The following is a 19851-nucleotide window of genomic DNA, read 5'->3' on the forward strand; positions in this document are numbered from 1 at the left end:
CTAGTAACGGATTTTGAATAAATGAACTTTAACTGTTTATTTTGAAAAATTTTAAAATAAAAATATAAAAATTTAATTAATAACTACACGGGAAAATTAAATGAAAACTCAATTACGCAAAACAGCTCTTTCACTTGCTATTGCAGCATGTGTTGGTGTAAGTGGCGCTGCAATGGCTAACGAAACGACCTCTGCAATTAAAGGTCAAGTAATGGGGCCTAACGGCAACCCAGCAGCCGGCACTAAAGTAACAATTTTACACGTACCTTCTGGATCAGTAAAAACAACTGAAGTAAATGACGCTGGTTATTTTACAGCTAAAGGCCTGCGAGTTGGCGGTCCTTATAAAGTAATTGTTGATTCAGATGTATATGCAGACCAAGAATTCAATAACATTATTCTTAATATTGGTAACGATTATCCAGTAAACGTTTCTCTTGAGTCACAATCAAGCATGGAACAAATCGTAGTTTCTGGCGCGCCAATTAGCTCTATGTCTGGCGGTACTGGCCCGGCGTCTACTTTCACACTTACAGATCTAGAGAATCAGCCTGCTATTAACCGTGATTTAAAAGATATCATTCGTGTTGATCCACGAGTAGCAATAGATGATAGCCGCGGCACTATTAACTGTGGTGGCGGTAATCCAAAATTTAATAGTTTAACGCTAGACGGCGTTCGTATGAACGATAACTTCGGCTTAAGCTCAAATGGTTACCCTACTATTCGCGCACCTTTTTCTTTTGATTCAATTGAGCAAGTAGCTGTAGAACTTGCACCATTTGATGTTCAGTACGGTGGATTTACAGCGTGTAACATCAATGCTGTAACTAAATCTGGCGGCAACGAAATTCATGGTGGCGTGTTTTTCGATTACACAAATGATTCAATGAAAGGTGATAAAATTGAAGGCGAAGACGTTGATAACGGTAGTTATAATGAAAAACGCTACGGTTTTAATGTTGGCTTACCTCTAATTAAAGATTCATTATTTTTATATACTTCATATGAAAAGCTAGAAGGGGTAGCACAATTCAATTATGACCCTTTAGGTTCAAGTGTTTCTGAAAGCGACTTAGCTCGTATCCAACAAATTTCACAAAATGTGTATGGTTATGATGCAGGTACCACTCCTTCGAGTGCACCTGTAGAAGATGAAAAAATATTAATTAAATTAGATTGGAACATTAACGATTCTCACCGTGCTAACTTAGTTTATAACTATAATGACGGCTTTACATTATCTCAATCAGATACTGGTTCAACTCGCCTATCGTTAGATAGTCACTTTTATGAGCAAGGTGCAGAATTTACTTCAATCATCGGTTCAATATACTCAGACTGGAATGACGATTTTTCAACTGAAGTTCGTTTAGGTAAATCGGAACTAGATGCACGTGTTGAATCACTTGATGCTGCAAGCAGCTTTGGTGAATTCCAAGTAAACACATCGGATGGAGGTCGAGTATATTTAGGTCCAGATGATTCTCGTCAATCAAACGATTTAAATTACGATACAACTACATTTAAACTTGCTGGTACTTACTACCTTGACCAGCACACGATAACAGCTGGTTACGAGTATGAAGAGCTAGAAGTATTTAACCAATTCGTTCAACACACGCAAGGTGAATGGAGTTTTGCAAGTATTGATGATTACGAAGCAGGAATTGCAAGTGCAATTTTCTACAATAATGCCGCAGGTACGAATAATGCTGCAGATGCCGGCGCTAGCTTCTCATATGCTCAACATACTTTTTATATTCAAGATGAATATAGCTTCTCAGACATTGATGCATCACTAACGTTTGGTCTTCGTTACGACAGTTACACTAGCGATGACAAGCCTACTTTAAATGAAAACTATACTGCACGTTATGGTTTCAGTAACCAATCAACATTTGATGGTGTGGATTTAGTTCAACCACGTATTGGCTTTGAATGGTATGCAACTGATGCACTTGAAGTTCGCGCAGGTTTGGGCTTATTTTCAGGTGGTAATCCGAATGTGTGGTTATCTAACTCATATTCAAACGACGGCATCACAAATATTAGCGCAAATCAGTTTGGATCTATTGATTTATTTGCTACACCAAATGTGAATGGTGGAAAACCAGGTTTTGATGTACCACAATCACAGTTTGATAAAGTAGCTAACACAGTAATTGGTTCTGGAGATAGCTTTACGAACGCCGTAGCTTCTGATTTTGAAATCCCATCGGAATGGAAATATTCAGTAGGGGCTACTTATACAACAGAAGACGAATATGTAATCTCATTAGATTATCTCTACACCAAAAAGCGTGATGCAGCAACGTTAATGGACCAAGCCCTTACTGACAGTGGTACTACTACTTTTGATGGTCGTCCAATTTTAACCTCTATTGAAGGACGTGACGGTGATTTACTTTTAACAAATGTTAATGGTGACAGTGGTGAAACTTCAATTATCTCTGCAGCTGTAAGCAAAGCATTCGATAACGGTATTAAAGTACAACTATCATATGCTTATACAGATGCTGATGATGTTAACCCAATGACAAGTTCAACAGCGAGCTCTAACTACGGTAACTTGGCAACGTCTAACCCGTTAGATCCTGGTGTATCTTCATCAGATTATGAAATACCTCATCGCTTTACATTAAACCTTGCTTACACACATGAATTTATCGATGGATATAGCACTCGCTTTAATTTATTTGGTGAAGCATACAAAGGCTTGCCTTACAGCTTCACATTTAATGGTAACGATGAAGATACATTTGGTGATTTTAATTCAAATGATTCTCGCCAACTACTTTATGTACCGTTAGTAAACGATCCTAACGTTGTTTATAACATGTCAGCAGATGAGATTAATGAATTTAATGAGTTCATTGCATCTGAAGGATTAAAACGTGGTGAAATTTCAGGTCGTAACGCTCAAAACTCTGATTGGTTTGTTAAGTTTAACTTTAAGCTAACTCAAGAAGTACCTGGGTTCATGGATGGCCATAAAGGTGAAGCATTCTTCGTAATCGATAACTTAACTAATATGTTAAACGATGATTGGGGTGTACTGAAAAAAGGTCCTTTCGTTGGTGCTCGTATGATTTCAACAGATATTGATGACCAAGGCCGTTACGTTTATTCAAACTTTAACGGGAATAACGCAAGCACCACAACTCAACGTGATGCATCTCTTTGGGAAATGCGTGTAGGTGTTCGTTACACTTTCTAATTTAGAACTGTAGCCTAAAACATCTTTTAAAAGCCCACTTTGGTGGGCTTTTTTATGCCTTTAATTTGTTATTTAACTTTTCAAAAATACCCACTAACACTTCGTATTCTTCATTAGTCAAAGTATTCAGTAATTGTTTTTCCCAATTCAGTGCATCGGGTGCTATTTGCTCATATAAGTTTTGCCCTGCTTTGCTCAGTACAAGTAAGGCCGCGCGTTTATCTTGTGCATTTAACTCACTTTTCACTAAACCTTTATCTATTAAAACTTTTACCGCACGCGACACTGTCGACTTGTCCATATTTGCTTGCGTGCATAAATCCTTTGCGTTGCTCTGACCATATTGCGCTAAATTAGCAAGTATTCGCCACTGCGGAATATTTAAACCGTATTTAGTTTGATAAACCTCGGCAAAGTCATTACTTACACGTGTTGCTACATTCGTTAATTGATAAGGTAAAAACGTTGCTAAATCAATTTTCATTTTTAGTTATCCCAGCTTTATAAGGCTTACTTTAGTGTTCATTAATATTTACACGGATGCGTAGTTGCACATTTGATATTAGTCTCACTTGAGAGTATCTTAACTGAAATAAAAATAATATTAAACCAACCCCCTCTCACAGGAGTCAGTAATGGCGACACAATTAAGTTATATGACCGGCTTTGGTAATGAGTTTGAAACACAAGCGCTACCCGGTGCACTGCCAATAGGACAATTTAGCCCACAAAAAGTTAAATACGATTTATACACAGAGCAATTTAGTTCGACTGCATTTACGGCTCCTCGCGCTTCAAATCGTCGCACTTGGTTTTACCGCCTTCGTCCGTCTGTAGTGCAAGGTGATTACCAAGCAATTGATAACGGCCTAATAAGAACAGCCCCAATCACTGAAGCCGTAACACCACCAACAATGCTACGTTGGAATCCTATTGATATGCCTTCACAGCCTACTGATTTTATTGATGGGTTAGTAACGATGGCTGCTAATGGCAGTGCTAATGGGCAATCTGGTATTGGCATTCATGTATATGTCGCTAATCAGTCAATGCAAGGGCGTTACTTTTGCAATGCCGATGGCGAAATGTTGTTTGTCCCTCAGCAAGGTGAGTTATTAATTCACACCGAGTGCGGTAAGTTAAGCATTAAACCAGGTGAAATTGCTGTAGTTCCCAGAGGAATTAAGTTCTCAGTTGACTTAATTGATAATACAGCCCGTGGTTATATTTGTGAAAATTATGGGCATGCGTTAGAGCTTGCAGAGCGAGGACCTGTTGGTGCAAACGGTTATGCCAACGACAGAGACTTTCAATACCCTGTAGCGGCCTTTGAAGATAAAGAGGGTGACTTTGAGCTTGTTTCTAAATTTAACGGTAATTTATTTAGCTGTGAAATTAAGCACTCTCCTTTTGATGTGGTTGCATGGACGGGTAATAGTGCGCCCTATAAATACGACTTATCGCGTTTCAATGTAATGAATACAGTGAGCTTTGATCACCCCGATCCTTCTATATTCACTGTACTAACCTCTCCTTCTGCTACTGAGGGTATGGCAAATGTCGATTTTGTGATATTTCCACCGCGTTGGATGGTAGCCGAAAATACATTTCGCCCGCCGTATTATCACCGCAATATTATGAGTGAATTTATGGGCTTAATTGAAGGTGTGTATGATGCAAAAGAGCATGGTTTTGTACCTGGTGGCGCAAGTTTACACAATTGTATGTCGCCACATGGACCTGAAGCCGACGTATTTGAAAAAGCCTCAAACACTGAGCTTACACCACAAAAATATGAAAACACATTGGCCTTTATGTTTGAGTCGCGCTATATAATTTCACCGACAAAATATGCATTAGAAGGTAAAGAGCGCCAACCAAATTACACCGATTGCTGGCGCACAATTAAAAAACAATTTACAGGTTCACAGGATTAATTATGAAATTATACAGCTACTTTCGCTCATCAGCGGCTTATAGAGTGCGTATAGCGCTTAACTTAAAAGCAATCGATCATGAACTTGCTATTGTTAACCTTTTAAAATCGGAGCAGCTTGGGAAAGAATACTTAGCGACTAATCCGCAAGGCTTACTACCGGCACTTGAAACCAATGATGGTGTTTTAGCACAATCACTTGCAATACTTGAGTGGCTAGATGAAACTTATCCGCAATCGCCATTAATTACAGGGACTGCGTGGCAAAAGTCGCAAATAAGAAACTTAAGCTTTGCCATTGCTTGCGATATTCATCCTGTTAATAATTTACGCGTGCTGAAGTATTTATCAAACGAATTAGGTGTTGATGACGAGGCTAAGAATAAGTGGTATCGACATTGGATAGAAGTGGGTTTTGAAAAAATAGAACTGATGCTAAACGAAAATAATGGCTACTGCTTTGGTGACCAACCAACACTTGCTGACATTTGCTTAGTGCCGCAAGTATTTAATGCAATTCGTTTTAACGTAGATATGAGCGCTTATCCAAAAATTGCAGCCATTTACGAACATTGTAATAAATTAGCTGCATTTAATGACGCTGCACCACAAAATCAACCCGATGCAAATTAAGCTAATTTAGATTAACTTTGTAGCGCGCTATGAATAACCGTAACGTGCTCAATTAAATCTAAGCCCAGATCAGTTAAATATCCGCCATCTGGGCTATCTATAATCCCTTTTTCAAATAAACGTTGCGCTGCGCTAAGTAAGCTTGGCTCTGCGTCTGAATGTAATTTAATACCCTGCATTTTACTGTCGCGAGGAAACTTTGCTAATAGTGTGAATTCTTCGATCATTGTTTGATTAAATTGCATTGTGTGCACCTTTTTATTGTTCTGTGAATAACTAAGTTTATACTTAAAATCACTTTGTGTACTTTACACTAGCACGTTTTTTAGCTTAATGTATTATTTTTAACCCTCCCTATTTAAAGGCCTCTAATGCGTAACTTTTTAATTCTATGTTTTTGTTTTAGCAGCTTATCGTATTCAATACTTAGTGAAGCGACAACGCTAAAAACCCATTCAATTATTGATGCAAACCAGTTTGTAAATGAAGAAGCTAACTGTTGGTACGACAACAAACGCTATAGCGAAGGGGCATTAATACAAGTTCATTCTTTTACACTTTTGTGTAGTGCTAAAACACCCCAACACAGTAACAGCCAACTCATTTGGCTTAAAATAGATAAGCAAGGTAATGCTATTTACCCAACAGCTCCTAAAACAATCACTGTGAATTAGCGCTAAAAGCTGATTTAAGCTACAATGCATGCAGTTTAAATAAGTAGTATGGCTATGAATAATCAACCTAAAAACCCTCTACATGGGGTAACATTAGAACAAATACTTGTTGAGTTAGAACAACGACTTGGCTGGAGAACACTTGGCGAGCAAGTAAAAATTAAATGTTTTACTGATCAACCCAGCATTAAATCGAGTTTAAAGTTTTTGCGTAAAACGCCTTGGGCTCGCGATAAAGTGGAAGCACTTTATATTCACACTATAAATAATAAGCCTATTCGTAGACCAAAAAGTGCACCAAGAGAAACATCTTCTCAAGCGCCGGATACAACAGGGTTTGTTTGGCCATCAATTAAAAAGTGATGTAAAAAAAGGAGCTAATTTAGCTCCTTTTTTGATTATAACTTGCGCGATTTATTGCTCTTTGCAAATCACATTTAATGAAGCCGGCTCAATAGTAATAACCAGTTTTTGAGCGGTTTTAACTTCACCATCTAGTACGTACTTAAGCTCTCCTTCGCCTGTAACCTCTACTCTTTTGGCATTTGTATGATGAGAGTTTATAGCTAAATGTGTTTGCGTTAAGCTACTAAACATCAGCTCTGCAATACTTAGTACTGTGGTTGAATCTTCATTATTTGGTGTTAACCAATTTATATCGAGTAGCCCGTCACTATGATCAGGTTGCCCGCCACCTTGAGCCAATAACGTTGTAAAAGGCGCAGCATTGGCCACAATAAAACTATTAGTACATATTTCTTTTGGTTCATTATCATCGAGTTTTACTTTAAGTAACTGCGATTTTTGCTCGCCAAACGCTTCAAAAAAACCATTTAAATAGGCAAGTTGCCCCGACTTATTTTTCGACTCTCTATCTGCTTTTTCTATCATTGATTGCTCAAAACCAATACCCGCGAGCAGTAGTACTAATTCATTATTACAATAAGCAGTATCTATTATGCTTGTTTGACCATCTATAATTAAGTCACAAGCCTGTTCAACAGGAATAAATTTAGAGGTAATACCCATCAATACATGCGCAAGGGCGTTTGCAGTCCCCATAGGGATGATGCCTAGTTTACATTGTGTATTTACAAGTACGCTTGCAACTTCGGCCACCGTACCATCTCCCCCGCATGCGATAATAATATCCGGATTTTGCGCAATTTCCTGTTTAGCCAGCTCAATACCGTTAACTTCTTTTGTAGTAGTGAGTACTTTCAGATCGTAATAATCCGATAGCCGCGCAACAATTAAGTGCTCTTTTTCTTCCCATAATCGTGTACCAGATACAGGGTTTGCAATTAAAACGGCTTTGTTTTTAATCAGTAATTCGCCTTTTTTATGTCGCTTAGCTAAATGGCGAAGTTGATGCTTATTTAAATTTGCGGTTTCGCGGGTTTCTTTTATTTGTGCAAGTACTTCATGCACATCTGCATTTTTGTTTTGGCTCAGTAAATAAGCCGCCATGACAAAAACAGAGCGCCCACGCCCTAAAGCACAATGAACGACTACGCGATGGTCTTCTTTAATATGGTGATGAATCCAATTAATAGCCTGATTTAACTGAGAATGGGTAGGAATACTATGATCGAGCACCGGAATGTTTAAATAATTAATATTCTCTTGTGTTGAACTCCACTCGAGTCCGTCGAATTCACACGTAACATCTAAAATCGCCGTAATCCCGTTATCTTTTAATGTGTCTATATCTGAGGGAAATAATCGGCAAGCTAAAAATAGGTTTTCGTTTATTTGTTGAATGGGCGGCACTTTATCGCGCTTACGTGACCAGGCGTTATAAATTTGCACACCGAATAAAAATGGCACAAACGCCCACCGTATATAAAATGGGATCACCCCATTTTCACGCTTTCTAAATATTTTTGCTGTATTAAAAATATACGCGGTACTCACTAATAAAAGTGACAGCGCAGTCCAATAAAAAACAATAGCAAAATAAACAGAGTTCACTTCCCAACCAATAAAAATAAGCAGTAGTGCTAATAGTGAATAACTAATTGCAGCCCACATAGTCTCTCCTTTGTGAAAATAATGCCGATTTATAATCTTAATTTAAACGGCTTTAAGTAGTCTTTTGCAAATATCACGCCATATAAATGCCATTTAAAATTCAAACGCGAACAGTAGGCCATTGATATCTATAGTAATTAATAAACTAAAATCTACTACAGACCGCTCTTTGTGCATTTTTTACAAACATGTGAATAAATTATACTTACACGTCTAAATTTCAAACACTGATCGGTTATTGCTTGTACTTACGTATAAAGCAGCTAATCTAAAAGGCAATTAAATTTTTTTGCATCCAAATCACACCCTCAATCGTTTACTCAATGATAATAAGAAAAACAGGACCCCTATGGATAATGATGATTTACTCCCTCTTTTGTGCGCAACAGCACAAGGAGACAAAAATGCTTTCTCAAGCTTATATCAACAAACTAGCGGCAAACTTTTTGCTATTAGCTTAAATATGCTCACTAACAGAGCTTATGCGGAAGAGGCACTACAAGACGCTTTTATAAAAATTTGGCATAACGCATCTGAATATAACGCCTCTAAAGGCACCGTTATTAGTTGGATGATAAGTATAGTCAGATACAGAAGTCTTGACTCACTTCGCTATCACAAAGTACGAAAAGAGCAGTCGTTAGGCGATGACGAATATGAAAATGAAAGTATCGACGTTAATTACGATGAAGAAACGAAACTGGTCAATTGTATCGAACAGCTTGAGCCGCAACAAAAACAAGCTATTCACTTAGCTTATTATAAGGGGCTGAGTCATAGCGAGTTAGTGGATCATATAGAAACGCCATTAGGTACAGTTAAAAGCTGGATCAGGCGTGGGCTTATGCAGCTACAAAGGTGTTTAACATTATGAATTATAATAAACCCGAACTATTAGACGCGCTTGCTGGTCAGTACGTGCTTGGCACACTTAGAGGGCTTGCCCGAAAGCGTTTTCAGCGTCTGTTACTTAACTCATATCAAGCACGTGAAGCAACAAATATGTGGGAGCAAAACCTAAACAACTTAGCGAGTGCTATTACACCGCAAACGCCACGTGACGATGTATGGGTAAATATACTACAGCGTATTGAGAACAGACCACAAACAAGTAAAACAGTCATACATACCAAGCCTTCAATTTGGCGTACATGGTCTTTTGTGGCAACTGCCGCATGCATTGTTTTAGCCTTTTTGGTTATTCAGCCTAGTACCAATGTTATGCAAACTCAGCAAATTGCTTTGGTTCAAAATCAAGATAAACAATCATTGTGGTTTATTGATGTAAGCGAGCAAGGGCTCTCAATTAAAGCTAGCAGCCAATTGGTTGCTCAAACTAATAAAGATTATGAGCTGTGGATGATTTTAAAAGGTCAAGATGCACCTATTTCATTGGGTTTACTGCCCAAGCAAGGCAGTAAAATATTATTTAAAGATAACCGCTTCAACGCAAGTGATATCGCATTGTTAGCAGTGAGCTTAGAGCCTATTGGTGGCTCACCAAATGGCTCTCCCACTGAAGTGCTTTACACCACAGAGCTGGTACTTTTATAACCCGACTATTATGACCAAAGTTGGCTGTTTACTTAAAGCAGCCAACCTACTCTCTAACTTTTTTAACAAAAAATAAAATAATTTAACTTTTTTGCATCCAATTTAAATCTCGCCCCGTTATTAGCTATGACTTCAATCAAAACTAAAGGACAAAGTCATGAAAGCTTTAACTCCATCAATACTCGCAGTAGTAATATGTAGTACGTTTGTAAGTGCACCAAGTGAAGCATCTAGCCACAGAGAAGCGCCAAATATAAGCCGTTTCCCGACTTTAGATTCAACCGATTTTTATGTATTTAATAGTTACGAGCAAGGTCGTGATGATTACGTCACATTAATTGCTAATTACATCCCGCTGCAAGATGCATACGGCGGTCCTAATTACTTTGCAATGGACCCAGATGCTACTTACAGCATTCATATAGATAACGACGGCGATGCTGTTGAAGATATTACATTTGCGTTTAACTTTAAAAGCATGCTTCCTAATGATAATCAAGGTGTGCAATTAACTGTTGGACCTGAAGGTAATCAACGCAACGTGTCTGTACCGCTTAAAAATGTAGGCGGTGTATCTGCCGGAGATAACAGCGCTGTAAATTTTAGCGAATCATACACAATAAGCATGATAAGCGGCGCACAGCGTACTGGCGAAACAACGCTACTAAATAACACTGCATCAAACTCCAGCACATTTTCTAAACCGCTTGATTATGTGGGCAATAAAACATTTGGTTCAATGAGCGATTATCAAACTTATGCTGACCAATTTGTGTATCAGGTTTCAATTCCTAACTGTGAAAGCATGGCACAAGTTTTTGTAGGGCAACGTAAAGACCCATTTGTAGTTAACCTAGGTAAAACATTTGATTTAGTAAACTATGTACCTGTAGAGGGTGATAGCGCCCCAGGTGCTGGTGACGGCGGTGGTTTTCCTGGTGGCATAACACAATCAGCTGATAACGACGACCTTGCAGATAAAAACGTAACATCAATTGCTATCGAAATACCTAAAAGCTGTATTGTTGGTGAAGGTAACGGCGTAATAGGTTCATGGACAACAGCAAGCCTACCTCAAGCTCGCGTATTAAATCCTAATGCTAAATTTGCTAATAATGGTGTTAATGGTGGTGCTTTAACACAAGTTTCACGCTTGGGTAGCCCGCTTGTAAACGAGCTTGTAATTGGCATTAAAGACAAAGACACATTCTCCACTGCTCACCCTAAAGATGATGCACAATTTTTAGATTATGTATCTCACCCAGCACTACCAGAGTTATTAAACATTTTGTTTAAAGATGCTGTTAATACGACACTTGGAGCAAACTTAGAAACACTGGCACCCACAAACTTCCCGCGTACTGATTTAATCACTGCATTTTTAACAGGTTTTGCAGGAGTTAATCAGCAAGCAACTGTAACACCTTCAGAAATGCTACGTTTAAATACAGGCATTGCAGCAACAGCGCAAGCTGATCAATCTGCATTTGGTGTAGCGGGTAATGATTTAGCCGGCTTCCCAAATGGTCGTCGCCCGGGTGATGATGTGGTTGATATTGCACTTCGTGTTGTGATGGGTCGTTTATGTCATCCGATTCCTGTAAATGGTGAAGACACTGATTTAGGACTTTGTGCACCAGAGGATGCTAATACAGGCACAGTGCCATTTACAGACGGCGCACCTATTGATGCAACAATGATGGACTCAACATTCCCATACCTTGCAACACCACTTGCTGGCTCTAAATAAGGAGTAAAATAATGCGTAATTTAAAAACTACCCATATTTGTGTTCTCCTCAGTGCATTAACATTGGGAGCATGTAGTAGCGATGATGATAAAAAACAGCCTACACCGGTTGTAAATACAGCGCCTACCGCAAGTGATGCAATGCTAACTACACAAACTGAGGTAAGCATTACCGATATGCTTAGCGCAACCGACAATGATGGCGATTCGCTTACTTATTCGTTAACAAGTGAGCCAACTCTTGGAACTGTTACCGTTAATAGCGACGGTAACTTTACCTATACACCAAATAAAGAAGTGACAGGTTCAGATAGTTTTATGTTTGGTGTAAGTGATGGCGTTAATTCGCAAGTAACTGCAACAGTAAACATTACAATTGACGCACTACAAGTCGACTTTGCTCAATTTGCAACCGATGCATTTAATCAAGCGCCAAATGCAGAGCCGTTAACTGTTAACGGTCGGGTGTTTACAAACACAGATACCGATGTTGATGGATTAATTTCAACAAACGGTAACTAACCAAGTAATTAAGCTGACAGGCCATGGATGGCTTTTTTCAAAGGATATTTATAATGCATTTATCAATTTTTAAGTCCGTCGCATTTATTACTTTATGCCTAACGACCTTTGCATTAAGCGCTGCGCCTTTTACCCCAAAAGATGATGCAGTTATTGCTAACAGTAATTCAACGCTTAGTGCTTCTCTGTCTGTTGAGGAGATAAATACATTAGTCACTAACAGCCAATATGTAGGCCAAACAGAGCGTTTACAGGGGCTACTTAAAACCCGTTTAGCCCAGCTATATAAACAAACACCCTCATCTCAAATTGGTTACTTATATGCTCGCGTTTTACAAAAAGAGCACCTTTTCAACGAAGCTATTGATATTGCTAACAACGTTTTGATTAAAGAGCCACAGCATAGTAATAGCCATTTATTGCTAGCCAATATATTTATGACTCAAGGTAAGTTTGCACAAGCAAAAAAACACTGCGTCGCTTTAATTGGGCAAGTAAGTACTATTACTGCTAGCACCTGTGTACTTGATGTACAAAGCCAACATGAAAGCGTTTTAGACAGCTACCAAGCATTAGTAAAAATTATAAATAATAATCAAACTAGCCTAGCTACAAACCATGTTTTAAGTGAAATGAGCTATCGTTTAAATAACTACAAACAAGCATTGTCTCACTTACAAAGTGTAGATTTAGTTCAAGCCCCTGTGAGCCTAATTGTTTTATGGGCCGATATTCAAATTGCTCTAAACCAACCACAACAAGTATTAAATACATTAAGCGTACTGCTTCCTGATAAAGGTAATTTAGAGGACGCTATTTTGCTAAGACTTTCAATCGCAGAAAAAAAACTGAATAAACGCGATAAAAAATGGCAAAATACAATGGCGCAAAGAGTTACGCTACGAGAGCTTCGTAAAGATTCTTTTCATGCAAGTGACTTAGCTAAATATTACCTTGATGTACAACCAAATCGCGAAAAAGCACTTTACTGGGCTCATATTAATTGGCAGCAGGCTAAAATGAGCACCGATGAGCAATTACTTATTCAAGCAAAAGCGATGCAACGAGATACACTATGAAAACGCCTTATCTATTTATACTCACTTTAATGCTGTGCATTTTTTCAACTTACAGCTTTGCCCATCAACTAAGTACAAGTTATATAACCTTAAATAGCGAAAACAATAACGACACCAGCAAAAATCTATACACGGGTACTTGGCAAATAAATATTGCCGACTTAGAGCACGCAGTGCCTCTGGATTTAGATAAAAACGGCCAAATTTCGTGGACAGAAATAAAAGCAAAACGCAGCTCAATTAATAACTTCATTAAAGAAAATTTAAATATCACGCAAAGCGCGCAAATATGCCCTTTAAAAAGTGAAGGTATCTATCAGCTAGATAACCATTTTAACCAACCTTATTTAGTGATTCCGCTGCAGTTTAGCTGTGATGACAATGAAGCAATCACCCTTTCCTACTCCGCTTTTTTTAAAACTGATGCTAACCATAAATCCATCGTAAATATTAACGGTGTATCTCGTGTATTTAATATCAATGAGGCACAACAAACGTTCAGCTTTGAACAAACAAGTTATTTAAGTACCTTTAATCAATACGTTTACCAAGGTGTTTTACATATTTGGATTGGTATTGATCATATTTTATTTTTAATCGCTTTGTTACTTACCTGTGTTTTAAAACGCAGCGATAAAGCATGGCAAGGTATTAGCTCTAAAAAACACATTATTAAACACACAGCATGGATAGTAACCGCGTTTACGCTTGCGCATTCTATTACGCTTACCGCCACCGCTATGAACCTTGTATCACCAAATAGTCGCTGGGTAGAGCTTGGAATTGCTATATCTGTTTTATTTGCAGCATTAAATAATGTGTGGCCGTTGGTACTTCGTTTAGGTTGGCTTACTTTTGCTTTTGGTTTACTACATGGTATGGGATTTGCGAGCGTACTTGGCGAACTTGGCCTGTCGAGCGACTATCAACTGCTCAGTATTTTGGCGTTTAATTTAGGCGTCGAAATCGGTCAACTTAGTATACTACTGATAGCCTTACCAATACTCATTTATGTACGACACTACACTTGGTATAAAAAATGGTTAATGCCAATGGGCTCCGTTGCTATCGCAATTGTTGCACTTCAGTGGTCAATCGAGCGTTTTTAAATAGTATAAATAAAAAAGCTAGCCAAAATATTGGCTAGCTTACTTTTGGTTATTTATTTTTAGCGTTACTACGCTTTATCAAATGGCATCAGTAATGTTTTCATCGCAGGGCGAAGTGCTATGAGTACCGTTTCTTCGGTTAGCTCAGGGTAGAGTAGCTTTCTAAGTAATAACCCTGCCATCATCGAAAAAATAACATTAATTCGGCTTTCAAGTTCACGCTCATCAATGTCTTTGAGCGCACTTCGCTCGCTTGTTAAAAGCTGCCTCATGCGCCCTCTTGCTTGAATATCGGTTTCACGCAAAAGAGTAGCGACTTTAATATTACGACCCGCTTCTGCCATCATATCTAAATCGATAACACATGAGCCTGTATCCATGTGTCTTTGCACGCCAATATTTAAGCCATCTAAAAGAGCCGCCAAAACATCACCAGGGTGATCTTCAAACTTTTGAAAGATAGAGAACATTTCTTCCATGTCTTTTTCAATAATGCTTTCTATAATAGCTTCTTTGCTTTCAAAGTAATTATAAATATGGCCTGCACTCATCCCTGCCGTTTTAGATATTTCTGCCATACCTGCACCGTGGTAACCTTTACGGCGAAAACACTCTGCAGCAGCTGTTAAAATTTGCTCACGCCTAGCAAGTGCTATAGCGGGATCTGTTTGCCTTTTTGCTTTAGGCTTCATGTTCAACTCCACTACCAAGTCATAAACTCAGTAAAGCAAGAGCTATAAATAGTCTCGCTATATAAATATGTAATGCGGCTTTAAAAGCCGCAAATATTATTTCTCTTCCTGAGTTGTTTCACTGGCTACTTTCCATCCGCCACCAAGCGCTTTGTACAAGTTAATTTGACTCGCAAGATACGCTTGCTGACCCGCAATTAACTGTTGCTGCGCGCCGTACCACGTACGCTGAGCATCAAGTACCTGCAAGTAGCTATCTGCCCCTTTTTCGTAACGCATTTTTGATAAATCAAACGTGATTTGTCGACTACTTATAAGCATATCAAGGGCACTTAATTGCTCTTGGTAACCTTCTCTATCAGCAAGTGCATCGGCAACTTCGCGAAACGCATTTTGAATTTTTTGCTGATACGTTGCCACTGCAATTTCTTGATCTGCTTTTGCTACATCAAGATTTGCTTGGTTACGTCCCATATTAAAAATAGGTAAGCTAATTGTCGGCACAAAACTCCATGTCCCCGAGCCTGAATCAAACAAGCCACTTAAGTCACTTGAAGCAGACCCCGCGTTGGCTGTTAAGCTTATGCTTGGATAAAACGCCGCTCGAGCAATACCAATATTGGCATTAGCAGCAAGCATTAAATGCTCAGCAGCTTTAATATCAGGGCGCTGTGATAGCAGATCAGACGGTAAACCAACGGGTACTTCTGGCATACTGATCAAGTTAGTCAGGTCTTTATTAGGCAGTAAATCAGCTGAAACAGATTTACCTACTAATAAATCTAAGGCACTTTTATCACGCTTTAACAAACGTTTGTACGTTGCTATGTCTACTTTTGCCGTAGCAACTGTGCTTTTAAGCTGCTCAAGGGTAATTGAAGACGTCGCACCTAAATCAAAGCTTTTTTGCGTAAGCGATAATGACTCCTGCTGAGAGGTAAGCGTTTCTTTTGCAAGCTCTAGCAGTTGCAAATCAGTTGCATAATTTAGCCACGCATTTGCCAACTCTGAAATTAAAGACACCTGCGTGCTGTATTGACTAAGCTCTGTAGAGTATAAGTTTTGCAGTGCTTGCGCTGATTGGTTACTTACCTTGCCCCAAATATCTAACTCGTAAGAGGTAATACCCACTGTTGCACTGTATTGCGAGCTAATAGCTGCATCGCCAGTACCTGATAAGTCAGCCGGTAAACGCTGGCGCGTGCCTGAGGCAATTAAATCAAGGGATGGATACAAAGCAGAGTCTTCAATTTGATATAAACCACGCACACGCTGCACATTAAGCACTGCAATTTGCATGTCTTTGTTATGCTCAAGGCTTTGACTAATTAACGTTTGTAGTTTTTCGTCATTAAAAAACTGCTGCCAATTTAATTGCTGCGCAGCGCTTTGCCCAGTATCTGATGCATAAGTATCAGATACTGGTAGAGCAAGGTCTTTTTGCTCTGGCGCTAATTGGCAACCACTTAGCACCAATAAAGCAATTGCACTTAGGCTGAATGTTTTAATGCTCATTCTGCGCTCTCCTTCGTTGTCTCTTTAGCCTTGCCAGGAAATACACGACGAACTAACACAAAGAATAACGGAACAAAAACAACAACTAATATTGATGATGCAAGTGTGCCGCCAATAATCGAAATACCTAACGCATTTTGCGCACCAGAACCCGCGCTTGAGGCAATAGCAAGCGGTAAAACACCACAAATAAAGGCCATCGAAGTCATAAGTATTGGACGCAAACGTAGGCGAACAGCTGCAATAGCCGCATCAACTAAGCCAAGCCCTTCTTCCATTTTATGAATCGCAAACTCTACAATCAGTATCGCATTTTTAGATGCTAAACCAATGGTGGTCAACAAACCTACCTGCAAGTAAATATCGTTAGATAAGCCACCGCCAAGCGCTGCCATAATCGCACCAAATATACCCAGTGGCACAATCATCATTACCGCAAACGGTACTGACCAACTTTCATAAAGCGCGGCTAAACATAAAAATACAAACAACAGCGATAAGCCATATAATAAAGGTGCTTGACCGCTACTAGAGCGCTCTTGGAATGAAATACCGGTCCACTCAGACGAAATACCATTTGGTAATTGTTTAACTAAACGCTCCATTTCATCCATTGCTTGGCCTGTACTGTAACCTGGCGCTGCACTACCTTGAATTTCCATTGCTGAAAAACCATTGTAACGCTCTAAACGCGGCGAACCATACGTCCAGTAGGCACTAGCAAACGCTGAAAACGGCACCATATCGCCATTATCATTGCGTACATACCACTTATTTAGATCCTCAGGCACCATGCGAGATTGTGCATCACCTTGCATATACACTTTTTTCACTCGACCACGGTCAATAAAGTCATTCACATAACTACTACCCCATGCTGTCGAAAGTGTACTGTTAATATCGTTTTGCGACACACCAAGCGCTTCGGCTTTTGCAAGGTCTGTATCAAGTTGTAGCTCTGGCATATCTTCTTGTCCATTTGGACGCACGCCCGCTAAAATTGGACTTTGGCTTGCTAAACCTAATAACTGATTTCGTGCAGCTAAAAGTGCGTCATGGCCAAGACCTACACGGTCTTGTAAGAAAATATTAAAGCCATTAGCGGTTCCCAGTTCAACAATTGCAGGTGGCGGAAAGGCAAAAACAAATGCTTCTTTTATCGTTGAAAAGTAGCCCATCGCTTTACCTGCAACACCTTGAACAGATAACTCGTCACGCTGACGCTCATCCCAATGTTTAAGATTTACAAAGGCAATTGCTGAGTTTTGGCCAGAACCTGCAAAACTAAAACCAGTCACGGTAAAAATACCGTTTACTGCTTCAGATTGATCGTTTAAAAAGTGGTTTTCTACCTTTTTAACAACCTCAAGCGTTTGTTGTGTTGTAGAACCCGCTGGTAATGACACTTGGTTAAACAAAATACCTTGGTCTTCGTCAGGCAAAAATGCCGTTGGCAAGCTTGAGAATACATAAACCATACCGCCCACAATCATGCCATAAATAAGTAAGTAGCGTTTAGAGTGAGTAAGCATGCGCCCTACAAAGCTTTGTGCACCTGAATTTGTTTTATCAAAACCACGGTTAAAGCCTGTAAAAAACCGGCCAAACAACGTGTCATTGTTATGTACATGGCTTGGTTTTAAAAGCGTTGCACACAATGCTGGCGTTAAAATAAGAGCCACTAAAACAGATAACCCCATCGCCGATACGAGTGTTATAGAAAACTGACGATAAATTATACCGGTAGAGCCACTAAAGAATGCCATTGGAATAAATACGGCAGAAAGCACCATGGCAATACCTACCAGCGCGCCTTTAATTTCATCCATAGATTTACGTGTAGCTTCAAGTGCCGAGAGTTTTTCCTCGGTCATTAAACGCTCAACATTTTCTACAACAACAATTGCATCATCTACCAATAAGCCTATGGCAAGTACCATCGCAAACATCGTTAGCGTATTTATTGAATAACCAAAGGTGTATAAAATACCAAATGTACCTAGTAAAACCACAGGTACGGCAATTGTTGGAATAAGCGTTGCCCTAAAGTTTTGTAGGAACAAATACATCACTACAAAAACAAGTACAACAGCTTCAATTAATGTATGAATAACTTTTTCGATAGATAACGATACGAACGGAGTTGTATCGTAAGGTATTACGGCATCTAACCCCTCAGGGAAAAACGGTTTTAGCTCTTCAATTGCTTTTTTAACGCCCTCTGCGGTATCAAGTGCGTTAGCGCCACTGGCTAATTTAATACCTAAACCTGATGCAGGTTGCCCATCGTAACGAGCAACAACGCGGTAGCTTTCACCACCAAGCTCTACTTTAGCAACGTCCTCTAGACGTACAAAAGAGCCATCTGGATTGGTTTTAACTAATATTTGTTTAAATTGCTCTGGCGTTTGTAATCGGCTTTGCGCCGTTACTGTTGCATTAAGTTGCTGACCATCAACGGCAGGCATACCGCCAAGTTGACCGGCAGATACTTGTGCATTTTGCGCACTAATTGATGCACTAATATCAGCAGGTGTAAGCTTATAATTTTGTAACTTTGCAGGGTCTAACCAAATACGCATCGCGTACTGAGAACCAAACAGTTGTACTTCACCTACGCCTTCAACACGCGAGACAATGTCTTGCACGTTTGATGAAACATAATCGCCAATATCAATATTGGTCATGCTGCCATCTTTAGACACAAAAGCATAAACCATTAAAAAGTTACGCGCTGATTTTGCAACTACCACACCTTGCCTTTGTACGGCTTCTGGTAATAGTGGAGTCGCTGTAGCTAGTTTATTTTGCACTTGAACTTGTGCAATATCAGGGTCAGTTTCAGCACTAAACGAAAGTGTAAGCGTAGCAGAACCACTCGACTCAGACGTAGATGACATATAAAGCAAGCCATCAAGCCCTTTCATTTTTTGCTCAATAACTTGCGTTACCGTATCTTCAAGTGTTCGTGCAGATGCACCAGGGTACGTTGCAGTAATACTCACTGCAGGTGGTGCAATTGAAGGATACTGCGAAATAGGTAAACTCCTAATCGCCAAAATACCTGCAAGCATCACTACAATAGCGAGTACCCAAGCAAATATCGGTCTATCGATAAAAAATCGTGACATTAA

17 protein-coding genes are annotated in these 19851 nt (G+C 39.3%); 11 read left to right on the forward strand and 6 right to left on the reverse strand.

Translation table 11 applies throughout. From position 1 onward, the window contains the following. Window positions 1-100 precede the first annotated feature (100 nt). Entirely contained in the window at window positions 101-3220 is a 3120-nt protein-coding gene (locus H5122_RS08135) for a TonB-dependent receptor (RefSeq protein ID WP_165742535.1), read from the forward strand. Window positions 3221-3272: 52 nt separating this feature from the next. Here the strand turns inward: H5122_RS08135 and H5122_RS08140 are convergent, their stop codons facing one another. Further along, window positions 3273-3704, reverse strand: a complete 432-nt coding sequence (locus H5122_RS08140; RefSeq protein WP_024591817.1) for a MarR family winged helix-turn-helix transcriptional regulator — start codon at window positions 3702-3704, stop codon at window positions 3273-3275. A 151-nt stretch (window positions 3705-3855) separates the two neighbouring features. On the opposite strand from H5122_RS08140, the gene hmgA reads away from it, so the two are divergent. Both hmgA and maiA read left to right on the forward strand, forming a co-directional pair. Continuing rightward, window positions 3856-5157 carry a homogentisate 1,2-dioxygenase gene (hmgA, locus tag H5122_RS08145; RefSeq protein WP_182681602.1) on the forward strand — a complete coding sequence of 434 codons (1302 nt, stop codon included), beginning with the start codon at window positions 3856-3858 and terminating at the stop codon, window positions 5155-5157. A gap of 2 nt (window positions 5158-5159) precedes the next feature. Then, entirely contained in the window at window positions 5160-5789 is a 630-nt protein-coding gene (gene maiA, locus H5122_RS08150; RefSeq protein ID WP_024591819.1) for a maleylacetoacetate isomerase, read from the forward strand. A gap of 11 nt (window positions 5790-5800) precedes the next feature. Here maiA and H5122_RS08155 read toward each other — a convergent pair whose 3' ends face one another. Then, the gene (locus H5122_RS08155; RefSeq protein WP_007375551.1) at window positions 5801-6034 is read right to left on the reverse strand and encodes a TIGR02647 family protein; all 234 of its coding nucleotides are present in this window, start codon (window positions 6032-6034) and stop codon (window positions 5801-5803) included. Window positions 6035-6160: 126 nt separating this feature from the next. On the opposite strand from H5122_RS08155, the gene H5122_RS08160 reads away from it, so the two are divergent. Both H5122_RS08160 and H5122_RS08165 read left to right on the forward strand, forming a co-directional pair. Continuing rightward, complete coding sequence (locus H5122_RS08160; protein ID WP_182681601.1) at window positions 6161-6463, forward strand: DUF1496 domain-containing protein; 303 nt, start codon at window positions 6161-6163, stop codon at window positions 6461-6463. Window positions 6464-6517: 54 nt separating this feature from the next. Continuing rightward, the gene (locus H5122_RS08165; protein WP_024591820.1) at window positions 6518-6826 is read left to right on the forward strand and encodes a VF530 family DNA-binding protein; all 309 of its coding nucleotides are present in this window, start codon (window positions 6518-6520) and stop codon (window positions 6824-6826) included. A 51-nt stretch (window positions 6827-6877) separates the two neighbouring features. Here the strand turns inward: H5122_RS08165 and H5122_RS08170 are convergent, their stop codons facing one another. Next, window positions 6878-8497, reverse strand: a complete 1620-nt coding sequence (locus tag H5122_RS08170; RefSeq protein ID WP_165742538.1) for a diacylglycerol kinase family protein — start codon at window positions 8495-8497, stop codon at window positions 6878-6880. A gap of 349 nt (window positions 8498-8846) precedes the next feature. On the opposite strand from H5122_RS08170, the gene H5122_RS08175 reads away from it, so the two are divergent. From H5122_RS08175 to H5122_RS08200, 6 genes are all read left to right on the forward strand, one after another. After that, window positions 8847-9371, forward strand: coding sequence for a sigma-70 family RNA polymerase sigma factor (locus H5122_RS08175; protein ID WP_024595876.1), 525 nt, complete (start codon window positions 8847-8849; stop codon window positions 9369-9371). After that, the gene (locus H5122_RS08180) at window positions 9368-10051 is read left to right on the forward strand and encodes an anti-sigma factor domain-containing protein (RefSeq protein WP_182681600.1); all 684 of its coding nucleotides are present in this window, start codon (window positions 9368-9370) and stop codon (window positions 10049-10051) included. The genes H5122_RS08175 and H5122_RS08180 overlap by 4 nt, the downstream gene beginning before the upstream one ends. 157 nt (window positions 10052-10208) lie before the next feature. Then, window positions 10209-11801 carry a DUF4331 domain-containing protein gene (locus H5122_RS08185; protein ID WP_182681599.1) on the forward strand — a complete coding sequence of 531 codons (1593 nt, stop codon included), beginning with the start codon at window positions 10209-10211 and terminating at the stop codon, window positions 11799-11801. Between the two features lie 11 nt (window positions 11802-11812). Continuing rightward, window positions 11813-12322 carry an Ig-like domain-containing protein gene (locus H5122_RS08190; protein ID WP_149603607.1) on the forward strand — a complete coding sequence of 170 codons (510 nt, stop codon included), beginning with the start codon at window positions 11813-11815 and terminating at the stop codon, window positions 12320-12322. 53 nt (window positions 12323-12375) lie between these two features. Then, window positions 12376-13401, forward strand: a complete 1026-nt coding sequence (locus tag H5122_RS08195; protein ID WP_182681598.1) for a hypothetical protein — start codon at window positions 12376-12378, stop codon at window positions 13399-13401. After that, window positions 13398-14510 carry a HupE/UreJ family protein gene (locus H5122_RS08200; protein WP_182673615.1) on the forward strand — a complete coding sequence of 371 codons (1113 nt, stop codon included), beginning with the start codon at window positions 13398-13400 and terminating at the stop codon, window positions 14508-14510. The genes H5122_RS08195 and H5122_RS08200 overlap by 4 nt, the downstream gene beginning before the upstream one ends. Window positions 14511-14578: 68 nt before the next feature. Here H5122_RS08200 and H5122_RS08205 read toward each other — a convergent pair whose 3' ends face one another. The 3 genes from H5122_RS08205 to H5122_RS08215 form a co-directional block, all read right to left on the reverse strand. Next, on the reverse strand, window positions 14579-15202 hold the full coding sequence (locus H5122_RS08205; RefSeq protein ID WP_182673616.1) for a TetR/AcrR family transcriptional regulator: 624 nt from the start codon (window positions 15200-15202) through the stop codon (window positions 14579-14581). A 96-nt stretch (window positions 15203-15298) separates the two neighbouring features. Then, complete coding sequence (locus tag H5122_RS08210; protein ID WP_182681597.1) at window positions 15299-16717, reverse strand: efflux transporter outer membrane subunit; 1419 nt, start codon at window positions 16715-16717, stop codon at window positions 15299-15301. Continuing rightward, window positions 16714-19848: an efflux RND transporter permease subunit gene (locus tag H5122_RS08215; protein ID WP_182681596.1), complete on the reverse strand. Its 3135-nt coding sequence runs from the start codon at window positions 19846-19848 to the stop codon at window positions 16714-16716. Before H5122_RS08215 ends, H5122_RS08210 begins: the two co-directional genes overlap by 4 nt. Window positions 19849-19851 lie beyond the last annotated feature (3 nt).

Origin of the sequence: Pseudoalteromonas sp. SG43-8 (genome assembly GCF_014164245.1) — a bacterium.
In the GTDB taxonomy this organism is placed as follows: Bacteria; Pseudomonadota; Gammaproteobacteria; order Enterobacterales; family Alteromonadaceae; genus Pseudoalteromonas; species Pseudoalteromonas distincta.

What these genes read in the sequence shown, in the direction of transcription:
- H5122_RS08135 (WP_165742535.1), top strand. Translation starts at nt 101, where the DNA reads ATGAAAACTCAATTACGCAAAACAGCTCTTTCACTTGCTATTGCAGCA.
- H5122_RS08140 (WP_024591817.1), bottom strand. Translation starts at nt 3,704, where the DNA reads ATGAAAATTGATTTAGCAACGTTTTTACCTTATCAATTAACGAATGTA.
- hmgA (WP_182681602.1), top strand. Translation starts at nt 3,856, where the DNA reads ATGGCGACACAATTAAGTTATATGACCGGCTTTGGTAATGAGTTTGAA.
- maiA (WP_024591819.1), top strand. Translation starts at nt 5,160, where the DNA reads ATGAAATTATACAGCTACTTTCGCTCATCAGCGGCTTATAGAGTGCGT.
- H5122_RS08155 (WP_007375551.1), bottom strand. Translation starts at nt 6,034, where the DNA reads ATGCAATTTAATCAAACAATGATCGAAGAATTCACACTATTAGCAAAG.
- H5122_RS08160 (WP_182681601.1), top strand. Translation starts at nt 6,161, where the DNA reads ATGCGTAACTTTTTAATTCTATGTTTTTGTTTTAGCAGCTTATCGTAT.
- H5122_RS08165 (WP_024591820.1), top strand. Translation starts at nt 6,518, where the DNA reads ATGAATAATCAACCTAAAAACCCTCTACATGGGGTAACATTAGAACAA.
- H5122_RS08170 (WP_165742538.1), bottom strand. Translation starts at nt 8,497, where the DNA reads ATGTGGGCTGCAATTAGTTATTCACTATTAGCACTACTGCTTATTTTT.
- H5122_RS08175 (WP_024595876.1), top strand. Translation starts at nt 8,847, where the DNA reads ATGGATAATGATGATTTACTCCCTCTTTTGTGCGCAACAGCACAAGGA.
- H5122_RS08180 (WP_182681600.1), top strand. Translation starts at nt 9,368, where the DNA reads ATGAATTATAATAAACCCGAACTATTAGACGCGCTTGCTGGTCAGTAC.
- H5122_RS08185 (WP_182681599.1), top strand. Translation starts at nt 10,209, where the DNA reads ATGAAAGCTTTAACTCCATCAATACTCGCAGTAGTAATATGTAGTACG.
- H5122_RS08190 (WP_149603607.1), top strand. Translation starts at nt 11,813, where the DNA reads ATGCGTAATTTAAAAACTACCCATATTTGTGTTCTCCTCAGTGCATTA.
- H5122_RS08195 (WP_182681598.1), top strand. Translation starts at nt 12,376, where the DNA reads ATGCATTTATCAATTTTTAAGTCCGTCGCATTTATTACTTTATGCCTA.
- H5122_RS08200 (WP_182673615.1), top strand. Translation starts at nt 13,398, where the DNA reads ATGAAAACGCCTTATCTATTTATACTCACTTTAATGCTGTGCATTTTT.
- H5122_RS08205 (WP_182673616.1), bottom strand. Translation starts at nt 15,202, where the DNA reads ATGAAGCCTAAAGCAAAAAGGCAAACAGATCCCGCTATAGCACTTGCT.
- H5122_RS08210 (WP_182681597.1), bottom strand. Translation starts at nt 16,717, where the DNA reads ATGAGCATTAAAACATTCAGCCTAAGTGCAATTGCTTTATTGGTGCTA.
- H5122_RS08215 (WP_182681596.1), bottom strand. Translation starts at nt 19,848, where the DNA reads ATGTCACGATTTTTTATCGATAGACCGATATTTGCTTGGGTACTCGCT.